This is a genomic window from Pseudomonas alkylphenolica, from assembly GCF_004025535.1.
GTDB lineage: Bacteria > Pseudomonadota > Gammaproteobacteria > Pseudomonadales > Pseudomonadaceae > Aquipseudomonas > Aquipseudomonas alkylphenolica_A.
In genome coordinates this window covers 641,893-658,986 of the sequence record NZ_QJRG01000049.1, presented here as the reverse complement: position 1 = coordinate 658,986, position 17,094 = coordinate 641,893, and the positions used below count along the sequence as shown (strand labels likewise).

Annotated in this window: 17 protein-coding genes; all 17 read right to left on the bottom strand. The window is 63.4% G+C overall.

Going from position 1 to position 17,094, the window contains the following annotated elements:
- Positions 1 to 254 precede the first annotated feature (254 nt).
- Complete coding sequence (locus tag DM813_RS28525) at positions 255 to 428, bottom strand: hypothetical protein (RefSeq protein ID WP_164897299.1); 174 nt, start codon at positions 426 to 428, stop codon at positions 255 to 257.
- Between the two features lie 126 nt (positions 429 to 554).
- Entirely contained in the window at positions 555 to 1,595 is a 1,041-nt protein-coding gene (locus tag DM813_RS26640; RefSeq protein ID WP_128326372.1) for a Rieske 2Fe-2S domain-containing protein, read from the bottom strand.
- Positions 1,596 to 1,776: 181 nt separating this feature from the next.
- A complete protein-coding gene (locus tag DM813_RS26635) occupies positions 1,777 to 3,111 on the bottom strand; it encodes a DUF1329 domain-containing protein (RefSeq protein ID WP_128326445.1) in 1,335 nt (444 codons plus the stop codon).
- 175 nt (positions 3,112 to 3,286) lie between these two features.
- The gene (locus DM813_RS26630; protein ID WP_128326371.1) at positions 3,287 to 4,495 is read right to left on the bottom strand and encodes a helix-turn-helix transcriptional regulator; all 1,209 of its coding nucleotides are present in this window, start codon (positions 4,493 to 4,495) and stop codon (positions 3,287 to 3,289) included.
- An 89-nt stretch (positions 4,496 to 4,584) separates the two neighbouring features.
- Positions 4,585 to 5,793 carry an acetyl-CoA C-acyltransferase gene (locus DM813_RS26625; RefSeq protein WP_128326370.1) on the bottom strand — a complete coding sequence of 403 codons (1,209 nt, stop codon included), beginning with the start codon at positions 5,791 to 5,793 and terminating at the stop codon, positions 4,585 to 4,587.
- A 7-nt stretch (positions 5,794 to 5,800) separates the two neighbouring features.
- Positions 5,801 to 6,271 carry a MaoC family dehydratase gene (locus tag DM813_RS26620; protein ID WP_128326369.1) on the bottom strand — a complete coding sequence of 157 codons (471 nt, stop codon included), beginning with the start codon at positions 6,269 to 6,271 and terminating at the stop codon, positions 5,801 to 5,803.
- Between the two features lie 10 nt (positions 6,272 to 6,281).
- Positions 6,282 to 7,067, bottom strand: a complete 786-nt coding sequence (locus DM813_RS26615; RefSeq protein ID WP_128326368.1) for an SDR family oxidoreductase — start codon at positions 7,065 to 7,067, stop codon at positions 6,282 to 6,284.
- Positions 7,068 to 7,280: 213 nt separating this feature from the next.
- Positions 7,281 to 8,159: an SDR family oxidoreductase gene (locus DM813_RS26610; protein ID WP_128326367.1), complete on the bottom strand. Its 879-nt coding sequence runs from the start codon at positions 8,157 to 8,159 to the stop codon at positions 7,281 to 7,283.
- 61 nt (positions 8,160 to 8,220) lie between these two features.
- On the bottom strand, positions 8,221 to 9,372 hold the full coding sequence (locus DM813_RS26605) for an acetyl-CoA C-acetyltransferase (RefSeq protein ID WP_128326366.1): 1,152 nt from the start codon (positions 9,370 to 9,372) through the stop codon (positions 8,221 to 8,223).
- A 3-nt stretch (positions 9,373 to 9,375) separates the two neighbouring features.
- Positions 9,376 to 10,431 carry an acyl-CoA dehydrogenase family protein gene (locus tag DM813_RS26600; protein WP_128326365.1) on the bottom strand — a complete coding sequence of 352 codons (1,056 nt, stop codon included), beginning with the start codon at positions 10,429 to 10,431 and terminating at the stop codon, positions 9,376 to 9,378.
- Positions 10,432 to 10,441: 10 nt separating this feature from the next.
- Entirely contained in the window at positions 10,442 to 11,599 is a 1,158-nt protein-coding gene (locus tag DM813_RS26595) for an acyl-CoA dehydrogenase family protein (protein ID WP_128326364.1), read from the bottom strand.
- A 9-nt stretch (positions 11,600 to 11,608) separates the two neighbouring features.
- Complete coding sequence (locus DM813_RS26590) at positions 11,609 to 12,361, bottom strand: enoyl-CoA hydratase family protein (protein ID WP_128326363.1); 753 nt, start codon at positions 12,359 to 12,361, stop codon at positions 11,609 to 11,611.
- Positions 12,358 to 13,470 carry an NAD(P)H-dependent flavin oxidoreductase gene (locus DM813_RS26585; protein WP_128326362.1) on the bottom strand — a complete coding sequence of 371 codons (1,113 nt, stop codon included), beginning with the start codon at positions 13,468 to 13,470 and terminating at the stop codon, positions 12,358 to 12,360. The genes DM813_RS26590 and DM813_RS26585 overlap by 4 nt, the downstream gene beginning before the upstream one ends.
- Positions 13,467 to 14,375 (bottom strand): enoyl-CoA hydratase, encoded by a 909-nt coding sequence (locus DM813_RS26580; protein ID WP_128326361.1) that lies wholly within the window; start codon positions 14,373 to 14,375, stop codon positions 13,467 to 13,469. Before DM813_RS26580 ends, DM813_RS26585 begins: the two co-directional genes overlap by 4 nt.
- A 16-nt stretch (positions 14,376 to 14,391) precedes the next feature.
- Entirely contained in the window at positions 14,392 to 15,189 is a 798-nt protein-coding gene (locus DM813_RS26575; RefSeq protein WP_128326360.1) for a CoA-transferase subunit beta, read from the bottom strand.
- Positions 15,190 to 15,201: 12 nt separating this feature from the next.
- Positions 15,202 to 16,077 carry a CoA transferase subunit A gene (locus DM813_RS26570; protein WP_128326359.1) on the bottom strand — a complete coding sequence of 292 codons (876 nt, stop codon included), beginning with the start codon at positions 16,075 to 16,077 and terminating at the stop codon, positions 15,202 to 15,204.
- Between the two features lie 12 nt (positions 16,078 to 16,089).
- The gene (locus DM813_RS26565) at positions 16,090 to 16,980 is read right to left on the bottom strand and encodes a VOC family protein (protein WP_128326358.1); all 891 of its coding nucleotides are present in this window, start codon (positions 16,978 to 16,980) and stop codon (positions 16,090 to 16,092) included.
- Positions 16,981 to 17,094: the final 114 nt, after the last annotated feature.

Here is a 17,094-nt window from a genome sequence, read left to right as displayed (position 1 = left end):
TTTTATTCGTGGCGCCTCTACAGGAGCAACTGTCTTTCACCCGGTTAACTGTGGGAGCTGGCGAAGCCTGCGATCGAGCGCGCAGTGGTCGCAGGTTTTTCAGCCAACTGCGCCCGCGGAGCTGCTACGCAGCTCATCGCAGGCTACGCCAGCTCCTACAGGTACGTCACTGTTCTCCTGCAGCACCTGCTCGGAAAAGGCAATCAGCATCCCCCCATCAACGGGATAAGCCCACCGCCCGAACAGCCACCAACCTAGCGAAAATTCAGCCAGTTCGGCGCATTCTGGGTAAACGCGACGCAGCCCGAATACTTTTTACAGGCCTTGACGCTCGGTGTCTCTGCCGGCTGCGACAGCTGAACCGTCAGCACCAGCAGGGACAAAATCGAAAAGCAAACATAATAGGCAAGAAGACTTTTTGTTTTCATTGTTAGTGCTCTCGTGACCGTTAAGTCGAACCTATGTACCGCAACACCTTCACAACGGGTTGCCCCGCTACTGCCACCCCTTGCGAGTGACAAGCCAGGGCTTGCCACTCACAGGGAGCCAACCAATCAGCGCTCGTCGACCGTAATGATCTCGCGACGCTCTGCCATGCTCGCCGGCACCTGGTCCTCATCGGTAAAGAACTGCTGGTACCACTCGCGCAGCTGATACACCGGGCCGTCGTTTTCAGCCAGCACCGGCTTGTCGATACGGATCTTGTGCTTCCAGATATCAACGTCCTGGTAGAACGAGGTACGGTTACCCATGACATAGGCCTTGGCCACTTCAAGGTTCTGCTCTTCAGTCCAGCCGGGCACTCGCTTGACCATGCAACCAAAACGCAGGTCGAAGCTGTCAGGCGTCACCGGCACATGACTGTTTAACAGGATCGCGTGAATCCGTACATCACCGAACATCGAACTGATGTGGGTGAAGTGAGTGGCCGGGCCGTAGTAGGCCGACGGTGCGATCAGGTCACCGCCCAGGCGCTCGGAGTCACCGTGGAAAATCTGGTGGCCGATGTGCCCTTCGAAGATATTGGCGAAATACTTGGTCGGTGTGCCATGCACAGGGCCGAAGTGCATCGCGTCCACCAGGTTGTCGACCAGCTCCCGTGGGTTGGTTTCGATCAGCATGGTGTCGATGTTCCAGTCGTGGATCCAGTCCTCGTCGTCCATCTCGGCCAGGTGCGGGATGATCACGCCTTCTTTCGGCGGGTTGCCTTCCGGGTTGTTCCAGACGAACAGCAGGTTGTTTTCTTCACAGGTCAACCAGCTGCGGGTCTTGGCCTTTGGCGGAATGCGCTTGCAGTACGGAATCTCGACGCATTTGCCGCTGGTGTCGTATTTCCAGTGGTGGAACGGGCAGACCACACGATCGTTCTCGATGGTGCCCTTGGACAGGTCGGCGCCCATGTGCGGGCAAAAGGCGTCGAGGATGCTGATCGCGCCCTTGCTGTCGGCAAAGGCCACCAGGCGGGTGCCAAAGATGTTCAGGGTGTGCAACTGGCCATCACGGTAATCATTTGCCACGCCCAGACAATGCCAGCCACGCGCGTAACGGTGGGTACGCTGGGCGCTTTCGATGCTGATCTCAGCGAGTTTCGTCATTGTTATTGTTCCTCGGTTGGAAACTTGGGGGGCTAATACCCCCAAATAAAACAGGGTGAAGCCATGGCAGGTATCATTGAGCGTCGCGGCAAGGGTTTCATCCTTCACTTGGACTAGATCAAACGAGACCTGCTCTCAACGGGCTCACCCGTCAGCTTGTGCTGTGCCGAAACGCCGCTGGCTACTGGCCAAAACGACGAGCGGCTTCCGGGCCAAAGTCGCGCGGGCTGAAGCCCGGCTTGTTCAGTTGATAACCGTTGCGCTGCTCGTTGATCAGGTTGAACGCCAGGTAGCTGCCGGCATTGAGGTCGTAGTACAGGCCCACGCCCGCTTGCGGCCGCTGGGACTCGTAGGCGTAGAAGTAGTTGACCATCGAGGTGCGCCACAGCTCGCCACGGTTGTCGTAGTTGTCAGCGAGCATCGGGAACCAGGTGTCTTCGTCGATGTACAGCTTGCGTTTGCCGTACAGGTGGCGATAACCCGGCTTCAGGGTGCCTTCCAGCTCCCAGACCCGATGACGCTCGTAGCGCATGGCGTCCTGGTTGATGTGGCCCGGGGTCAGCAGATTGGCGTAGGTAAGGTTGGCCGCGTGCAGGCGATAGGTGTTGTAAGGGATGAACATCTCGCGCTTGCCGACGATCTTCCAGTCATAACGCTGGCCCGAACCGTTGAACAGACGCACCTCGTCGACGGTGATCGAACCACCGCTGCCGGGGAACGACATGTCGAAACCATAACCTGGCGACTGCCGTACACGACGGGTGCCCGGGTCGTAACGCCAGGCCTGGCGAGGCTCGGCCTTGTCGTTCCAGAACTCGGTGCCGGTGTTGATCTCACCCTTGTCACGTTGCGGCAGCAGGGTTTCGTTGAGGTAGAACGCCGAGTTGCCGACGGTCTCGCCCTTCTTGCCCGGCTCCAGCGACGGTGCCAGGTTGCGCGAATGCACGCGGCCCCAGTTGATGTTGCCGTCCTTGAGTACATAGGCGTTGTCGGAGGTGTATTCCTCGGTCCAGGCCCGCAGGGTAAAGGTCGAGGCGTTCTTCAACAGCTCCAGGCCACTGCGCGGTACCGGAAAGGGAGTGCCACCGGTTTTCCCCACAACCCCTTCACCCTCATCCACCAGCTTGGCGATGCCGGCGTTTTCGCGAGTCGCGTTGCATACCGCGTCGTCGAAGCGGAAATCGCGGTGCGTGGGGTAGATCGGCATCTTGTAGGTGGCCGGATAAAGCTTGAACAAGGCTTTCTGACCGTCGGACAGGTACTCGCTGTACTGCGCGAGGTTAGCCGAGGTAATCACGAACAGCGGCTTTTCGTCCGGATACGGGTCAACTGGGTGGTTACCGGTGCCTTTGAAGTCAACGTGCGGTGGCACGCCCAGCCACTTGCCACTGTATGCAGGAATGCTGCCGTCGGCGTTGGCGCTCTTGTCGGCGCCGACGCAGGTCAGGTCCTTGCCCAGACGCTCGACATCTTCCGGTGCGGCAGTCGCCGTGCCGATTGCACTGCATCCCAACATCAACCCCAACACCCAGGTGGGTGTGGTGCTGGCAACTCGCGAGACAAGACCACTGGACGCCAGGTTACTGCCGGTCATTTTTATTCTCCTTGGATACCGATAGCGGTCACCCAGTATCAGCAGCCCAAGGAGCGAACAGCATCGTCCGCACGGACTAACGCATTTTGGCGACAGGCTACAGCGCTTCCTCGACCAGGGCCGGCGCACGCGGTTGCGCCAGCGCCACGACACTGTTGAGCATGATCCGCACCAGCTCGGTCTGGCGCCGCACCCCGGTTTTGGAAAAGATCGAACGCAAGTGCGCACGCGCGGTGTTGCGGCGGATGTTCAACATTTCCGAGGCTTCCTCCAGCGACAGTCCGTTGGCAAGCTCCAGGGCCAGCGCGGTTTCCGCAGGTGTCAGGTTGTACAGCTGCGAGGTGGCCACGTTGCTCACCAGCGACTTGCTGACCGCGTCGCGTACATAGACCACCACCGTCGGCTTGCCCTTACCCTCGACCAGCTCCTGCGTGGGGATCAATTCCACCACCACGCCCAGGCTGACTTTTCCTGAAGGCCGGGAAATCGACATGGCCTCGGCGCCCTGTATGCCACCTTCGCCCGGCCGCGCCCGCTGAAAGGCGTTGCGTACCAGGCGCAGCAGTTCACGGTTGTCACTCGGGTAGGTTGCTTCCAGCCGCCCACCGACGACCTTGAGGCCGTCCTGGCTGTCGAGAATCTCCCGCGCCACGGAATTGAGCTGCACCACGCTGCCGTTTTCATCGAGGACAAAGGTCGCCACCGCCATGCGGCTGATGGTTTGCGAGTACAGGCTGCCCAGCGACTCACTGCGATCGAGCTGCGAATGCATGTGCAACGCACGGCGCAAATGGGGCAGAAGCATTTCGCACATGGCGCGATCGACCGGGGAAAACCGCGGTTGGTCCTTGGGACGGTTAATGCGAAAACGCACAGCGCTGCCATCGGGCATACGGATATCGGCGCCGAGCATCTGGTGACAGCCATAGGGCTCGCAATACAGCAGGTAAAAAGACGAACTGAGCCACTCGGCCTCGCTCATCAGTTCGTCGACGGTGAAGACCGTGTCGGTGGGCAGGCCGTCGAACAGCGTCGATTTCGAGTAGTAGGCGTAATGGTTGATGCCGCCCTCCTCCAGCTCGACGTCGCCGGCGACCATCATCGGCGACAACAGCGGCTCTTCCTGGACGCGCAGAATCAGGGTGACGAAATTCGCCTTGAACAGCGACCGCAGCTGGCGCAGCGATTCCCCCATGCAGCGAATATCCATGGCCGAATCGTACATGTTGCCGATCAGCCGTTCGTAGTCGGCCAGTTCCAGGCCCATCTCCGAGAGGACCTGCGTATTGCTCAGGCGACCTTGCATAGACACTCCCCAGCAGCGGGCCCGCACGGCATGGCCCGCATTCAATCATTGATGATGGGTGATCAGTACTCGATGCAGCGAGGTCGGCATCACGGCAGTTCGAACAACCCCGCCGCGCCCATGCCGCCGCCGATGCACATGGCGATCACCACGTAACGGGCGCCGCGACGGCGGCCCTCGAGCAGTGCGTGGCCGACCATGCGTGCGCCAGACATACCAAAGGGGTGGCCAATGGAGATAGCGCCACCGTTGACGTTCAGGCGTTCCGCCGGGATCTGCAGGGCATCGCGGCAATGCAGGACCTGGCAGGCAAAGGCTTCGTTGATTTCCCACAGGCCGATGTCCGCCACGCTCAGGCCAAAGCGCTTGAGCAGTTTCGGCACTGCCACCACCGGGCCAATGCCCATTTCTTCCGGTGCGCAGCCACCGACGGCAATGCCGCGATAGATGCCCAGCGGCGTCAGCCCGCGACGCTTGGCTTCAGCCCGGCTCATCAGCAGGCTGGCCGACGCACCATCGGAGAACTGCGAGGCGTTGCCGGCAGTGATGAACTCGCCCTGCTCGATCCATTTACCGTCTTTCCACACCGGTTTCAATGCCGCCAGGTCTTCCAGACGCGTGCCCGGCCGGTTGCATTCGTCGCGATCGACCAGCACGCGCTGGTGACCGTTGGGTTGACCGTTGGCATCGAACAGCAGCTTGTCGACGCTCAGGCCGACGATTTCATCGTCGAACAAACCGTCACGCTGGGCGGTGGCGGTGCGCAACTGGCTTTGCAGAGAGTACTCGTCCTGGGCTGCGCGGCTGATGCCATAGCGGCGCGAGACGATTTCGGCGGTTTCCAGCATCGGGATGTAAGCGCTGGGCATCACCTCAAGCACCGCCTGTGACTGGGCGCGATAGGTGTTCTTGTGCTTGGTCTGGGTCAGTGACAGCGACTCCACGCCACCGCCAATGGCGATATTCAGTTCGCCGGTCATGATGCCTTTGGCGGCGACGCCGATGCTCATCAGGCCCGAGGCGCACATGCGGTCCAGGGCCATGCCGGGCACGCTGTCCGGCAGGCCGCCGGTGTAGGCACAGAGACGGCCGATGTTGTAGGCCTGGGTGCCCTGCTGCACGGCCGCGCCCATGATGACATCGTCGACTTCACCCGGTTCGATACCGGCGCGCTCGACCACCGCACGCACCACGTGGCCGCCCAGTACCGGGGCTTCGGTATCGTTGAACGAGCCGCGAAACGACTTGGCCAGCGCGGTCCGCGCGGTGGCAACGATGACAACTTCATTCAGGTCCATGACAGGCTCACTCGGTAGTAGGGTTGAAGGTGTAACGGCTGATGGTGTCGATCACGCAGCCGGGGCGCGACTGGCCCTCGACGTCGACGCTCACGCGCACCACCAGCTGCACGGCGTCCGCCAGTTGCTCGGCACGCACGATGGTGGCGCTGCCGCGCACGCGCGAGCCGACCTTGACCGGCGCCGGGAAGCGCACGCGGTCGCTGCCGTAATTGACGCCCATCGCCATGTTGTCGATGGTGATCAACTGCGGCAGGAACAGGTTGACCAAAGACTGGGTCAGGTAGCCGTGAGCGATACAGGCACCGAACGGGCCGCTGGCGGCGCGTACCGGGTCGACATGAATCCACTGGTGATCGCCGGTGGCTTCGGCAAACAGATTGATGCGTTCCTGGCTGATGGTCAGCCACTCGGTGCTCCCCAGGTCCAGGCCTTCGGCCGCGAGCAACGCCTGGGCACTGCTGAAAACATGACTCATGACCCGCTCCTCAGGCTTGTTGGGAACTGACGGACAGCACTTCACCGACCATGTAGGAGGCGTAGTCGCTGGCCAGGAACATCATCACGTTGGCGACCTCCCAGACTTCGGCGGCACGCCCGAATGCCTCGCGCCCGGCGAGGCTGGCGAGCAGCTCTTCACTGGAGGCCTTCTTGAGAAAGTCGTGCAGGGCAATCGACGGCGACACGGCGTTGATGCGCACACCGTACTCGGCGGCTTCCAGCGCACTGCAACGGGTCAGGGCCATGACCCCGGCCTTGGCGGCGGCGTAGTGCGCCTGCTCCTTCTGGGCACGCCAGCCGAGGACCGAGGCATTGTTGACGATGGTGCCGGCGCCACGGCGCTGCATCGGTCCGAGCATTGCGCGGGTCATGCGGAAGGTGCCGGTCAGGGTCACATCCAGAACCCGCAACCACTCTTCGTCGCTCATCTCGACCACACGTTTCTGGCCACCGAGGCCGGCGTTGTTGATCAGCACATCGACGCCGCCGAGCAGGTTTTCGGCGCTTGCCACCAGGGCCTGGACTTCGTCTTCGACGGTGACATTGCACAGCTGACCGTAAATCGCTTGCAGGCCGGTCTCGGCCTTGAGGCGCTCTACGGCTTCTTCGAGGCGGCGCGGGTGCACGTCGGAGATCATCAGTGCCCGGCAGCCCTCCTCGGCACTGCGCCGGGCGGCCGAGTAGCCGATACCGGCACCTGCGGCGGCAGTAATCAGCACCGATTTACCGGCGAGCAGTTGATGGCCCGGGACATAGGGGGGAGCTTGTTTCACAGCGTTTACCTCCGAAGGTATCAGTACGCTGTAGTTGTACGGAGGGGGCTGCGCGGGCGCATCGTCAAAATAGGGTAGAAAACCTGGCACACCACAGACCTGTGGGAGCGGGTTTACCCGCGAAGGGTTGTGCAGCAAACCGGTTTGGTATCGCGCTTCAGACCTTCGCGGGTAAACCCGCTCCCACAAAGACAGCTGTTCCTACATCGCCGGTTAACTGCCCCAGACCTTCTGCGCCTTCGGCGCTTCGGCAAGGATTTCGGCCACTGCAGCACCGATTTCCTCGACCTTCCACAGCGCGCCCTTGTCACGGGTAACGCCGGTACGCCAGCCGTCACCCAGCGAGATCCGCCCACCCTGGCTCTCGAAGATCTGGCCGCTGACATGGGCCGACTCCGGGCTGCCGAGCCACACCACCAACGGCGCGACGTTTTCCGGCGCCCAGGCGTCGAAGCTGCCGTCTTCGGGCTTTTTCACCACGTCGGGCATGGCGCTTTCGGTCATCGAGGTGCGTGCGGCCGGGGCCAGGGCGTTGGCGGTGATGCCGTAACGTGCCAGCTCGGCCGCCTGCACCAGGGTCAACGCAGCGATCCCGCCCTTGGCCGCCGAATAGTTGGACTGCCCCACCGAACCTTGCAGGCCGGCACCCGAGCTGGTGTTGATAATGCGCCCGTCGACCGGCGTGCCGGCCTTGGCCAGGTCACGCCAGCGCCGCCCCAACAGGTTGGCCAGGCAGTAATGCCCCTTGAGGTGCACGCGCATGACCAGGTCCCAGTCGTCTTCGCCAAGGCTGATGAACATGCGGTCGCGCAGCACCCCGGCATTGTTGACCAGCACATGCACTTCACCGAACGCCGCCAGCGCCGCATCGACAATGCGTTCGGCAGTGGCCAGGGTGGTGATGTCGTCGTTGTTGGCGATGGCCTGGCCACCGCTTGCGCGAATCTCACCGGCAACGTCCTGTGCCGCGTCGGCACGGATATCGTTGACGACGACGTTGGCGCCTGCCGCGGCGAATGCCAGCGCATAAGCGCGACCCAGCCCGCCGCCGGCACCGGTGATGATCACGGTGCGGCCTGAACAAATAGCCATGTTTAACTCCTTGATACGGCGTCAGCGCACGCCCGGCGGGCGGCGCTACGGATGGGAAAACCTAGAGACGTTCGATGATCGTGACGTTGGCCTGGCCGCCGCCTTCGCACATGGTCTGCAGGCCATAACGGCCACCGCTGCATTCCAGTTCGTTCAACAGCGTGGTCATCAACCGCGCACCGGTGGCACCCAGCGGGTGGCCCAGGGCAATCGCGCCGCCGTTGACGTTGGTGCGTGCCGGGTCGTAGTCGAGCTCCTTGGCCCAGGCCATGACCACCGAGGCGAAGGCTTCGTTGATCTCCACGCAATCAATGTCGCTCATGCGCAACCCGGTTTTTGCCAGGGCGTGGCGGGTCGCAGCGATGGGTGCGGTGAGGTGCCAGATCGGGTCATCGCCCAGCACCGTAAGGTGATGGATGCGTGCCCGTGGCGTAAGGTCGTAACGCTTGAGGGCTGCTTCCGACACCACCAGCAACGCCGCCGAGGCGTCGCAGGTCTGGCTGGAAACGGCGGCGGTGATCGACGGGAACTGAGGATCCACCGGCTGCAGCTCGGCCATTTTCGCCAGGTTGGTCAGACGCGGGGTTTCATCCACGCGCAAGCCGTTGCAGGCCACGATTTCCCGGGCGAAACGCCCGCTTTCGATGGCGGCCAGCGCACGGCTGTGGCTTTGCAGGGCGAACGCTTCCATCTGCTCCCGGCTGATGCCCCAGTGATCGGCGATGCGCTGCGCGGCATAGAACTGGTTGACCGGCTGATCACCAAAGCGTGCGCGCCAGCCTTCGCTGCCGGAGAACGGATCGGGGAAACCCAGCGGCTGCCCGGCGAGCATGGCCGAGGAAATCGGAATCCGCGTCATGGTTTGCACGCCGCCTACGGCGATCACGTCCTGAGTGCCGCTCATCACCGCCTGCGCGGCGAAATGCAGTGCCTGCTGCGATGAACCGCACTGGCGGTCAATCGTGGTGCCCGGCACGTTCAGCGGCAAGCCGGCGGCCAGCCAGCTGGTGCGGGCAATATCCCCGGCCTGCGAGCCGATGGTGTCGACGCAACCGAAGATCACATCGTCATAGTCTTCGCCCGGAATCGCGTTGCGTGCCACCAGTGCCTTGAGCACCTGGGCCCCCAGGTCAATGGCGTGGACTTCGCTCAAGGCGCCTTTGCGCTTGCCGGTCGGGCTGCGCAGGGCATCAACAATATAGGCCTCTGGCATGACTCACTCCTCGAAGGTATGGCCCGGGCCCAGGCGGGCACCGTCGGCGAACAGGTAGTCGCTGACACGGGACTTGTGGAACGCGCGATCACCCCAGGACGAATCGAGCGCCCAGGCGCGTTTCATGAACATCTGCAGGTCGACTTCCCAGGTGTACCCCATCGCGCCATGCACCTGAATGCCCTTGCGAGCAGCAACCCAGCTGGCCTCGCAGCAGGCCAGGCGGGCCTGGGACACCCACACGGAGGCATTGGCATCGCCCTGAGCCAGGCCGTGGGCGGCGCGGTACAGCACCGGCTTGGCCTGTTCGATGGCGCGGGCGACATCGGCCAGGTGATGCTTGACTGCCTGGAAGCTGCCGATCGGCTTGCCGAACTGCTTGCGCTGCGCGACGTAATCCACCGACAGGTCGAGCATGCGTTGCGCCAGACCGAGCAATTGCCCGGCCACCGACAACGCGCCGCGGTCGAGCAATTGCGCCTGCAACGTGCGGCCCAACACACCGCTGGCCACACAGGTGGCCGCGGTCGGGTTCCAGGTCACCTGCCCCAGGCGCCGCGAGGCATCGATGCTCGGCTGGTGCAGCACATCCACTTGCGAGCGCGGTACAACATGAATGTCGTCGCCATCGATCAGGATCAGCACTTCGGCCAGTTGCGCATCGCTGACCAGGGGGTTGACGGGATGGCTGATGGCAAGGCGCACGTTGCCTTCGGCGATGCGTGGCAACAGTCGGCGAGCCGGGTGTTCGGCGGTCAAGCTGGCCAGCAGGCCGGTGGCGACATAAGCAGTGTCGGCCAGGGAGTCGGGAATCGCGTAATACCCCAGTTCCTGGGTCATCAGCGCCCAGGCGACATCGTCCATGCCCAGGCCACCTTCGGCTTCAGGCACCGACAAGGCAGTCAGGCCCTGGGCGGCAATCTTGTTGCGCAGGTCCGGTGAACGACCGACGTCGGTTTCCCAGATTTCCCGGAGCATTTCCGGGGCTGCTTCGGTCATCAGGAAACGACTGATGGCTTCGCGAAACGTCAGCTGGTCATCGGTAAAAGTGAAGTCCATGGCCCGTTCCTTATTTCGGCAAGCCGAGCATCCGCTCGGCAATGATGTTGCGCTGGATTTCGTTGGTCCCGGCGTAGATCGGCCCGGACTGGGCGAACAGGAAACCGTCCAGCCAGCCCGCTGCATCGCCCTCGCCAGGCGCCAGCAACTCGGCGCGGCTACCAAGAATGCGCATCGCCGTTTCGTGCATTTTCAGGTCGAGCTCCGACCAGATGATCTTGTTGATGCTCGACTCGGCACCGATCTGCTCGCCGCGACTGAGGCGGCCAACGGTGTGGTACGCCGACAGTGCATAGGCCTCGGCGCCCATCCAGGTTTCCAGCACTGCGTCGCGCAGGCTCGGGTCGCGGTCGGCGCTGTCGCGGTTAGCCTTGTACAGCTCCACCAGGCGGCGTGCGGTAGCCTGGAAGCGTGCCGGCGAACGCAGCAACAGCCCGCGCTCGAACCCGGCGGTGGCCATTGCCACGTGCCAGCCCTGGCCATCGGCGCCGATACGGTTGGCCACCGGCACCCGGACGTCGTCGAAGAACACTTCGGCGAAAGCATCTTTGCCGTTGAGCGCCTTGATCGGGCGAATGCTCACGCCCGGCGCATTCAGCGGCACCATCACGAATGACAGGCCATGGTGACGGCTGGAGCCCGGCTCGCTGCGGAAAAGGCCAAACAACCAGTCGGCGAAGATCGCCCGGGTCGACCAGGTTTTCTGGCCGTTGATCACATAATGGTCGCCATCGAGGGTCGCCTTGCTGGTGATCGCCGCCATGTCGGAACCGGCATTGGGCTCCGACCAGCCTTGCGCCCACATGTCGAGGCTGGCGGCCATGCGCGGCAGAAAGCGCTGTTTCTGCTCAGGGGTGCCGAATTCCATCAGCGTCGGCCCGAGCAGCAACTGGCCATTCTGGTTGACCCGCATCGGTGCCCCGGCACCGTAATACTCTTCCTCGAAGATCAGCCACTCGATCAGGTCGCAGCCGCGCCCGCCCAGCTCGGCGGGCCACATCACCATCGACCAGCGGCTTTCAAACAGCTTCGCCTCCCAGGCGCGGTGCTGCTCGAAACCTTCGCGGGTGTCGTAACTGGCCAGCGGTTCGCGCGGCAGGTTGGCCGCCAGCCACGCGCGGACTTCGGCGCGGAAGGCAGTTTGTTTGGGGGTGTAATTCAGTTCCATGGCGTTCCCTCAGAACTTGGCGTCGCGTTTTTCGACGAAGGCCCGACGGGTCTCGGCGGAGTCCGGGCTGCTGTAGGCCTGCATGGTGAAGCCCTGCTCCCAGCGGTACTTGTCCTCCAGATTGCCGTCTTCGATGCCGTTCAATGCTTCCTTGGCGATACGGATCATGCCGGGGCTCTTTTCGGCGATCTTCGCCGCGATGCCCAGCGCGGTTTCGCGCAACTGATCCTTGCTGACGATGCGCTCGATAAAGCCGTATTGCAGGGCTTCAGGGGCACCGATGCTGTCGCCGGTAAAGAACAGGTAGCGGACCTTTTGCACCGGGAACAGGCGTTGCAGGTGCGCGCCACCGCCCATGGCACCGCGGTCGACTTCCGGCAGGGCGAAGGTCGCGCAGTCGGAGGCGACGACGATGTCCGCCGCCCCGGTAATGCCGATGCCGCCGCCGAGGACAAAGCCGTGGACTGCGACAATCACCGGCACCGGGTTGCGGTGCACGGCCTTGAACGTCGCATAGTTGCCGGCGTTGACCTCGACGATGCGCTCCGGATACTTGTCCAGCTCCTTGATGTCGACGCCGGCGCAAAAGCCCCGGCCTTCGGCGCGGATGACGATCACGCGTACTTGCGGGTCGGCGCCAAGGGCTTCGATCTGCCGGGCCAGCGCACGCCATTCCTGGCTGTCGAGGGCGTTGACCGGCGGCTTGGCGATCACCAGCTCCGCGATCCCCTGGTTGAGTTGTGTAGTAAATGCCTGGTTCACAGGGGTTCTCCAATACTGGCGGGATGGTTCGAGGACTGGGTCTGGCTGCGCGCCAGCAGCGCGTCCAGGCAGTGCTGGGCTTCGCTGGCGATGCCTTCGATGACTTCACGGCAACTGAGCAGCTCGCCGATGGCGGCCGCGACCTGGCCGCTGGGCAGGATGCCTTCGTCCGGGGCGCCATCCATCATCGAGCGCTGCAACAACACCGGCTGGTTGGCCGCCATCACCACTTGCGACAGGGCTGACGGGTCTTCACGCAGGGCACGGATAAACACCGACGCCATGTGCCCCAGGCTCATGCCGGTTTGCTGTTTCCATTGCCAGGCACTGCCCAGAGCGATGCGCAAGCGACCGAACGGGCCGGCCTTTTCCAGACGATTGATAAAGCGGTTTTCGATCATGCGGTGGCGCATGCCGTCCACCGCCGTGGTCACCCGCACCTGCTGCGGGTCGTTGACCTTGAGATATCGCTCCAGGGTCGCCGCCGGTGTCGGCGATTCGCGGGTCATCAGAAAGCGCGTGCCCATGGCGATGCCTGCGCCCCCGGCAGCCAGCACCGAGGCCAGGCCACGGCCGGTGGCATAACCGCCAGCCGCGATCACCGGCACCTTGACCGCCGCCAGTACCTGCGGCAGCAGTATCGAGCTGGGCACGCCGCCGGTATGGCCGCCGCCCTCGCCGCCTTGAATGGTGATCAGGTCGGCCCCCAGCTCCACCGCCTTCAGTGCATGCTTGAGTGCGCCCACGGTGGGAATGCACAGCACCTTGGCCGCCTTGAACCGCGCGATGGTCTGTTTGTCCGGGCCGCGCCCGTAGCTTACGGCGCGCAAGCGGTACTGGATCGCCAGGTCGACGCACTGCGCGGCGTTGTCCTGGAACATGTGAAAATTGAGCCCGAAGTTGCTGCCACCGGTGGCATCGATCACCTTGCGGATTTCGCTTTCCAGCTCATCGGCGGCGATGGTCGCGCCAGCAAGGAAACCAAAACCGCCGGCCTGCGTCGTGGCGATCACCAGGTTGGCATCGGCGACCCAGCCCATGGCGGTTTGCACAATCGGGTAGCGGCAACCGAGCGCTTCGGTCAGTGGCGTATCCAGCCAGCGATTCATGAGCGCTTGTCCTCTGCCTGCTTGTTGGCCTGGGCCATGCCTTTGGCGTCGAAGCCACCCAGCTTGTCGCCGGACAACAGCTCGTTGTGGGCATGGGCGAAATGGTGCCAGGCGAACACCGCATCCATCGCCGTGCGCTTGCCTTGCAGGTCTTCGACGTGGTTGATCGCCTGCTTGGTCAGGGCCAGGCCCATGCGCGGCTGACGGGCAATGCCGGCGGCCAGGGCATAGGTGGCCTGCTCCAGTTCCTCGCGGGGCACCATGCGGTTGACCATGCCCACCTGCCAGGCGCGGGTGGCGCTCATGCGGTCACCGGTAAAGAGGAACTCCTTGGCCAGGCGCGGGTTCATTTCATAGGGATGGGCGAAATACTCCACCCCTGGAATGCCCATGCGCACCACCGGGTCCTGGAAGAACGCGTCTTCGCTGGCGACAATCAGGTCGCACACCCAGGCCAGCATCAGGCCGCCCGCCACACAGGCGCCATGGACCATGGCGATGGTCGGCTTGGGCAGTTCGCGCCAACGCCGGCACATGCCCAGGTAGACCTCCTGCTCGCGGGCATAGAGTTGCTCGCCCCCAGGCTTGTTGGTGTGGTCCCACCACAGGTGCGCGCGCTCGAACGGCTTGTCGATGTCACGTCCCGGCGTGCCGATGTCATGGCCCGCCGAGAAATGCTTGCCGTTGCCACGCAGGACGATGACCTTGACCGCATCGTCGTTCACCGCCTGGCGAAAAGCGGCGTCCAGGGCGTAGGTCATTTGCGAATTTTGCGCGTTGTTGAAGGTCGGCCGGTTCAGCGTCAGCGTGGCAATCCCCTCGGCCACGCTGTACAGCACCGGTGTGTCTGTTTCGTAGACGGCTTTGTCCTCGCGGACGACGAATTCACTCTCGCTGCTGTGCATGTTCACTGTCCTCGCCTCAGGCCGTACGGATGCCGGGCGGGTTGCCCTTGATCGCCGTGGCGCGGTAATCGTGGGGGTCGAGCCGGCGGATCAGGGCCAACTGCTCTGCGGTCGGGTGTACGGTCTCGTGCAGTTGTGCCGACTTGAGCAACGGGAAACCGGTGTTGTCCTGAACCTGTTCGAAACTCACCCCCGGGTGCAACGAGCGCACCTGCACGGCACGCTCAGGGCCGTCGAAATCGAGCACGCACAGGTCGGTGACTACACAGCGAATGTCCATCAGGTCGCGACGTGCGCCTTCGGGCCAGCGCTCGGCCTTGAAGCCGACCCCGGAGACCATGTCCACTTCACCGCTGACGAATACCCGGGTGTTGTGGTTAGGTACGAAAAACGAATTGAGGTGGTTGATGCTGTTGCCCGGCAGGCCACGCACACCGAGGATCGCGGTCTTGGGCTTTTGATAGTCGCCGACGCAAGACAGGTTGGTCTGGCCCCAGCGGTCGATCTGGGTCGGGCCGATCATCGCGTGGCGACGACCGCCCCAGACGCACTCGAAGACCCGCTCGAACGACATGTAGCCGGAGTAACGCGGTACATAGTCGCCACGCGGGCCGAGAGGAATCGGCTCCTCGACCAGGAACGCTTCGCTGTCGGTCATCAACAGCTCAGGGCTGTGAGTGAGTTTGGCCAGGCTCGCGCCCAGGCGCGGAATCACGCCCAGGCCCGAGGCGATCACTTCGCCATTGCCGCGCCAGGCCTCGGAGGCGGCGACGATCATCAGCTCAGCGAGGGTGAAATCACAGGTTGCAGACATAGTCGCTAATCCTCAGAACACGGGAAGGGGCAAGGCGCCCATGGAATCGGCACCGCCGTTCTGTGCCTGATAGGCCTGCTCGCCAGCGGCGATGTAGGTCTGCACATAGTCCTGCCAGCCGTTTTCCGCCTGGCTGCTGGCGACATAGCCCTTGAGGTGCTTCATGTCCCAGCCGTAGTCGGGGGCGCAGGCAGTCGGGTGGGCGCCAAGTGGCGCATGCACCACGCCGCTGACCAGGTAGCGCTCGAAGGTGTTGAAGCGGGCCTGCTCGGCGCTCAGCTCCAGGCGCTCCTCCAGGCGCTCGCAGGAGACGATGCACTGCTGGGCCGCGCGGGCGAACAGGTGATCGAAGTACGGGTCCGGCCCGGTGACCAGGATGTTGCCCAGGCGGTCGGCGACGTTGACGTGGACAAACGCCACATCGAGGTTCAGCGCCGGCATCGCCAACAGCACCTCGCCATCGGCATACGGCGAGGCAATGGTCTTGAGTTCCGGGTTCAGGCGCGTCACGTCGGTGGCCAGGCCACAGCGGGTCGGCAGGAACGGCAGGCGCATGCCCGCCGCACGCAGGCCCCACTGGAACATGCCTTCGTCAAGCTCCAGCAGCTCCAGCTCACCGGCCTCGCGGGCCTTGCGGTAGTAAGGCTCGAGCGGGATGGCATCGAGGGTGGCGAAGCCGAACACCAGCTTCTTGACCTTGCCGGCAGCACACAGCATGCCCACTTCAGGGCCGCCGTAGGCGACCACGGTCAGGTCCTTGACCGGCGAGCGCAGGATCTCGCGCACGATAGCCATCGGCTTGCGCCGCGGGCCCCAGCCACCGAAACCGATGGTCATGCCATCGCGCAATTGAGCGACCGCATCGGCCGCTGTCAGTTGTTTGTTCATCATCACGGTTCCTTACTGTTGGCCGACCGAAAAGTCGTGCCCCCAAATGCTCACGCGGGTGAACTCGAAGGCCGAGTGTTCGGCCCAGTCGACTTGCAGCCCGCCAAAGCCGTATTCCAGATCGAATCCGGACGGTGTCTTCATGTAGAAGCTGGTCATGCGGTCGTTGAGGTGCTGGCCGAGGGTCGCCGACAGGCTCACGTCATGGGCCAGCAAGCGGTCATGGGCACGCCCGACCTCGGTCATCGAATCCACCTCGACCATCACGTGCACGCAACCGGAAGGCAGCGGGTACTCGGCCAGCGCCAGGCTGTGATGGCGGGCGTTCTGGCAATGCAGGAAGTGGATGCGGATCGGCGGTGCCGACGGGTCGGGGCGGAAGTTGAAAATGTCCGACAGCTCGAAGCCCAGCACGTCCTTGGCGAACGCCAGCGTGGCGTCGAAGTTCGGTGCCGGCAGCACGGTATGGCCCAGGCCCATGTCGCCGGTGATGAAACGCGGCACGCCCTGCGGCGAAACGAACGGCAGACAGTCGGAGCGATGGCCCCAGCTCAGTTCATGGCAGTTGCCCGACGGGTCGGTGACTTTGACCAACGCCTGCACGCCGCGCTGATCGACCTCGGCGGCGCTACCCGGCTGCCATTCGATACCGGCGGCGGTCAAGTGCGCGAGGGCGGCCTGGAATGCCGGTTCGTTGGCCAGTTCCCAGCCGGATGCCAGGTAACGCGCCTCGCTGCCTTCGACGATCAGCATGCGAAACGGACGCTCGTCCATCTTCACGTAGAGACCGCCACCCGGCGCCGGCTGCACTTGCATGCCCAGCACGTCCTCGGCGTAGCGTTGCCATTGACTGAGGTTTTCGATCTGCGAGACGAAATAGCTCAAACCGCGAATGTCGATCATGCCTGGGTTCCTCGTTGGCTGATTCCGGTGCGTGGCTGGCATTGTGCAAAGTGCCGCCCTGCCCTTCATCGTCCGTTGAGACTAACCCCCCTCACGCTTTGCGCGGTCTGGCCC

Coding starts and splice junctions, on each gene's coding strand:
- DM813_RS28525 (WP_164897299.1), bottom strand. CDS start 428: ATGAAAACAAAAAGTCTTCTTGCCTATTATGTTTGCTTTTCGATTTTG.
- DM813_RS26640 (WP_128326372.1), bottom strand. CDS start 1,595: ATGACGAAACTCGCTGAGATCAGCATCGAAAGCGCCCAGCGTACCCAC.
- DM813_RS26635 (WP_128326445.1), bottom strand. CDS start 3,111: ATGTTGGGATGCAGTGCAATCGGCACGGCGACTGCCGCACCGGAAGAT.
- DM813_RS26630 (WP_128326371.1), bottom strand. CDS start 4,495: ATGCAAGGTCGCCTGAGCAATACGCAGGTCCTCTCGGAGATGGGCCTG.
- DM813_RS26625 (WP_128326370.1), bottom strand. CDS start 5,793: ATGGACCTGAATGAAGTTGTCATCGTTGCCACCGCGCGGACCGCGCTG.
- DM813_RS26620 (WP_128326369.1), bottom strand. CDS start 6,271: ATGAGTCATGTTTTCAGCAGTGCCCAGGCGTTGCTCGCGGCCGAAGGC.
- DM813_RS26610 (WP_128326367.1), bottom strand. CDS start 8,159: ATGGCTATTTGTTCAGGCCGCACCGTGATCATCACCGGTGCCGGCGGC.
- DM813_RS26605 (WP_128326366.1), bottom strand. CDS start 9,372: ATGCCAGAGGCCTATATTGTTGATGCCCTGCGCAGCCCGACCGGCAAG.
- DM813_RS26600 (WP_128326365.1), bottom strand. CDS start 10,431: ATGGACTTCACTTTTACCGATGACCAGCTGACGTTTCGCGAAGCCATC.
- DM813_RS26595 (WP_128326364.1), bottom strand. CDS start 11,599: ATGGAACTGAATTACACCCCCAAACAAACTGCCTTCCGCGCCGAAGTC.
- DM813_RS26585 (WP_128326362.1), bottom strand. CDS start 13,470: ATGAATCGCTGGCTGGATACGCCACTGACCGAAGCGCTCGGTTGCCGC.
- DM813_RS26580 (WP_128326361.1), bottom strand. CDS start 14,375: ATGCACAGCAGCGAGAGTGAATTCGTCGTCCGCGAGGACAAAGCCGTC.
- DM813_RS26575 (WP_128326360.1), bottom strand. CDS start 15,189: ATGTCTGCAACCTGTGATTTCACCCTCGCTGAGCTGATGATCGTCGCC.
- DM813_RS26570 (WP_128326359.1), bottom strand. CDS start 16,077: ATGAACAAACAACTGACAGCGGCCGATGCGGTCGCTCAATTGCGCGAT.
- DM813_RS26565 (WP_128326358.1), bottom strand. CDS start 16,980: ATGATCGACATTCGCGGTTTGAGCTATTTCGTCTCGCAGATCGAAAAC.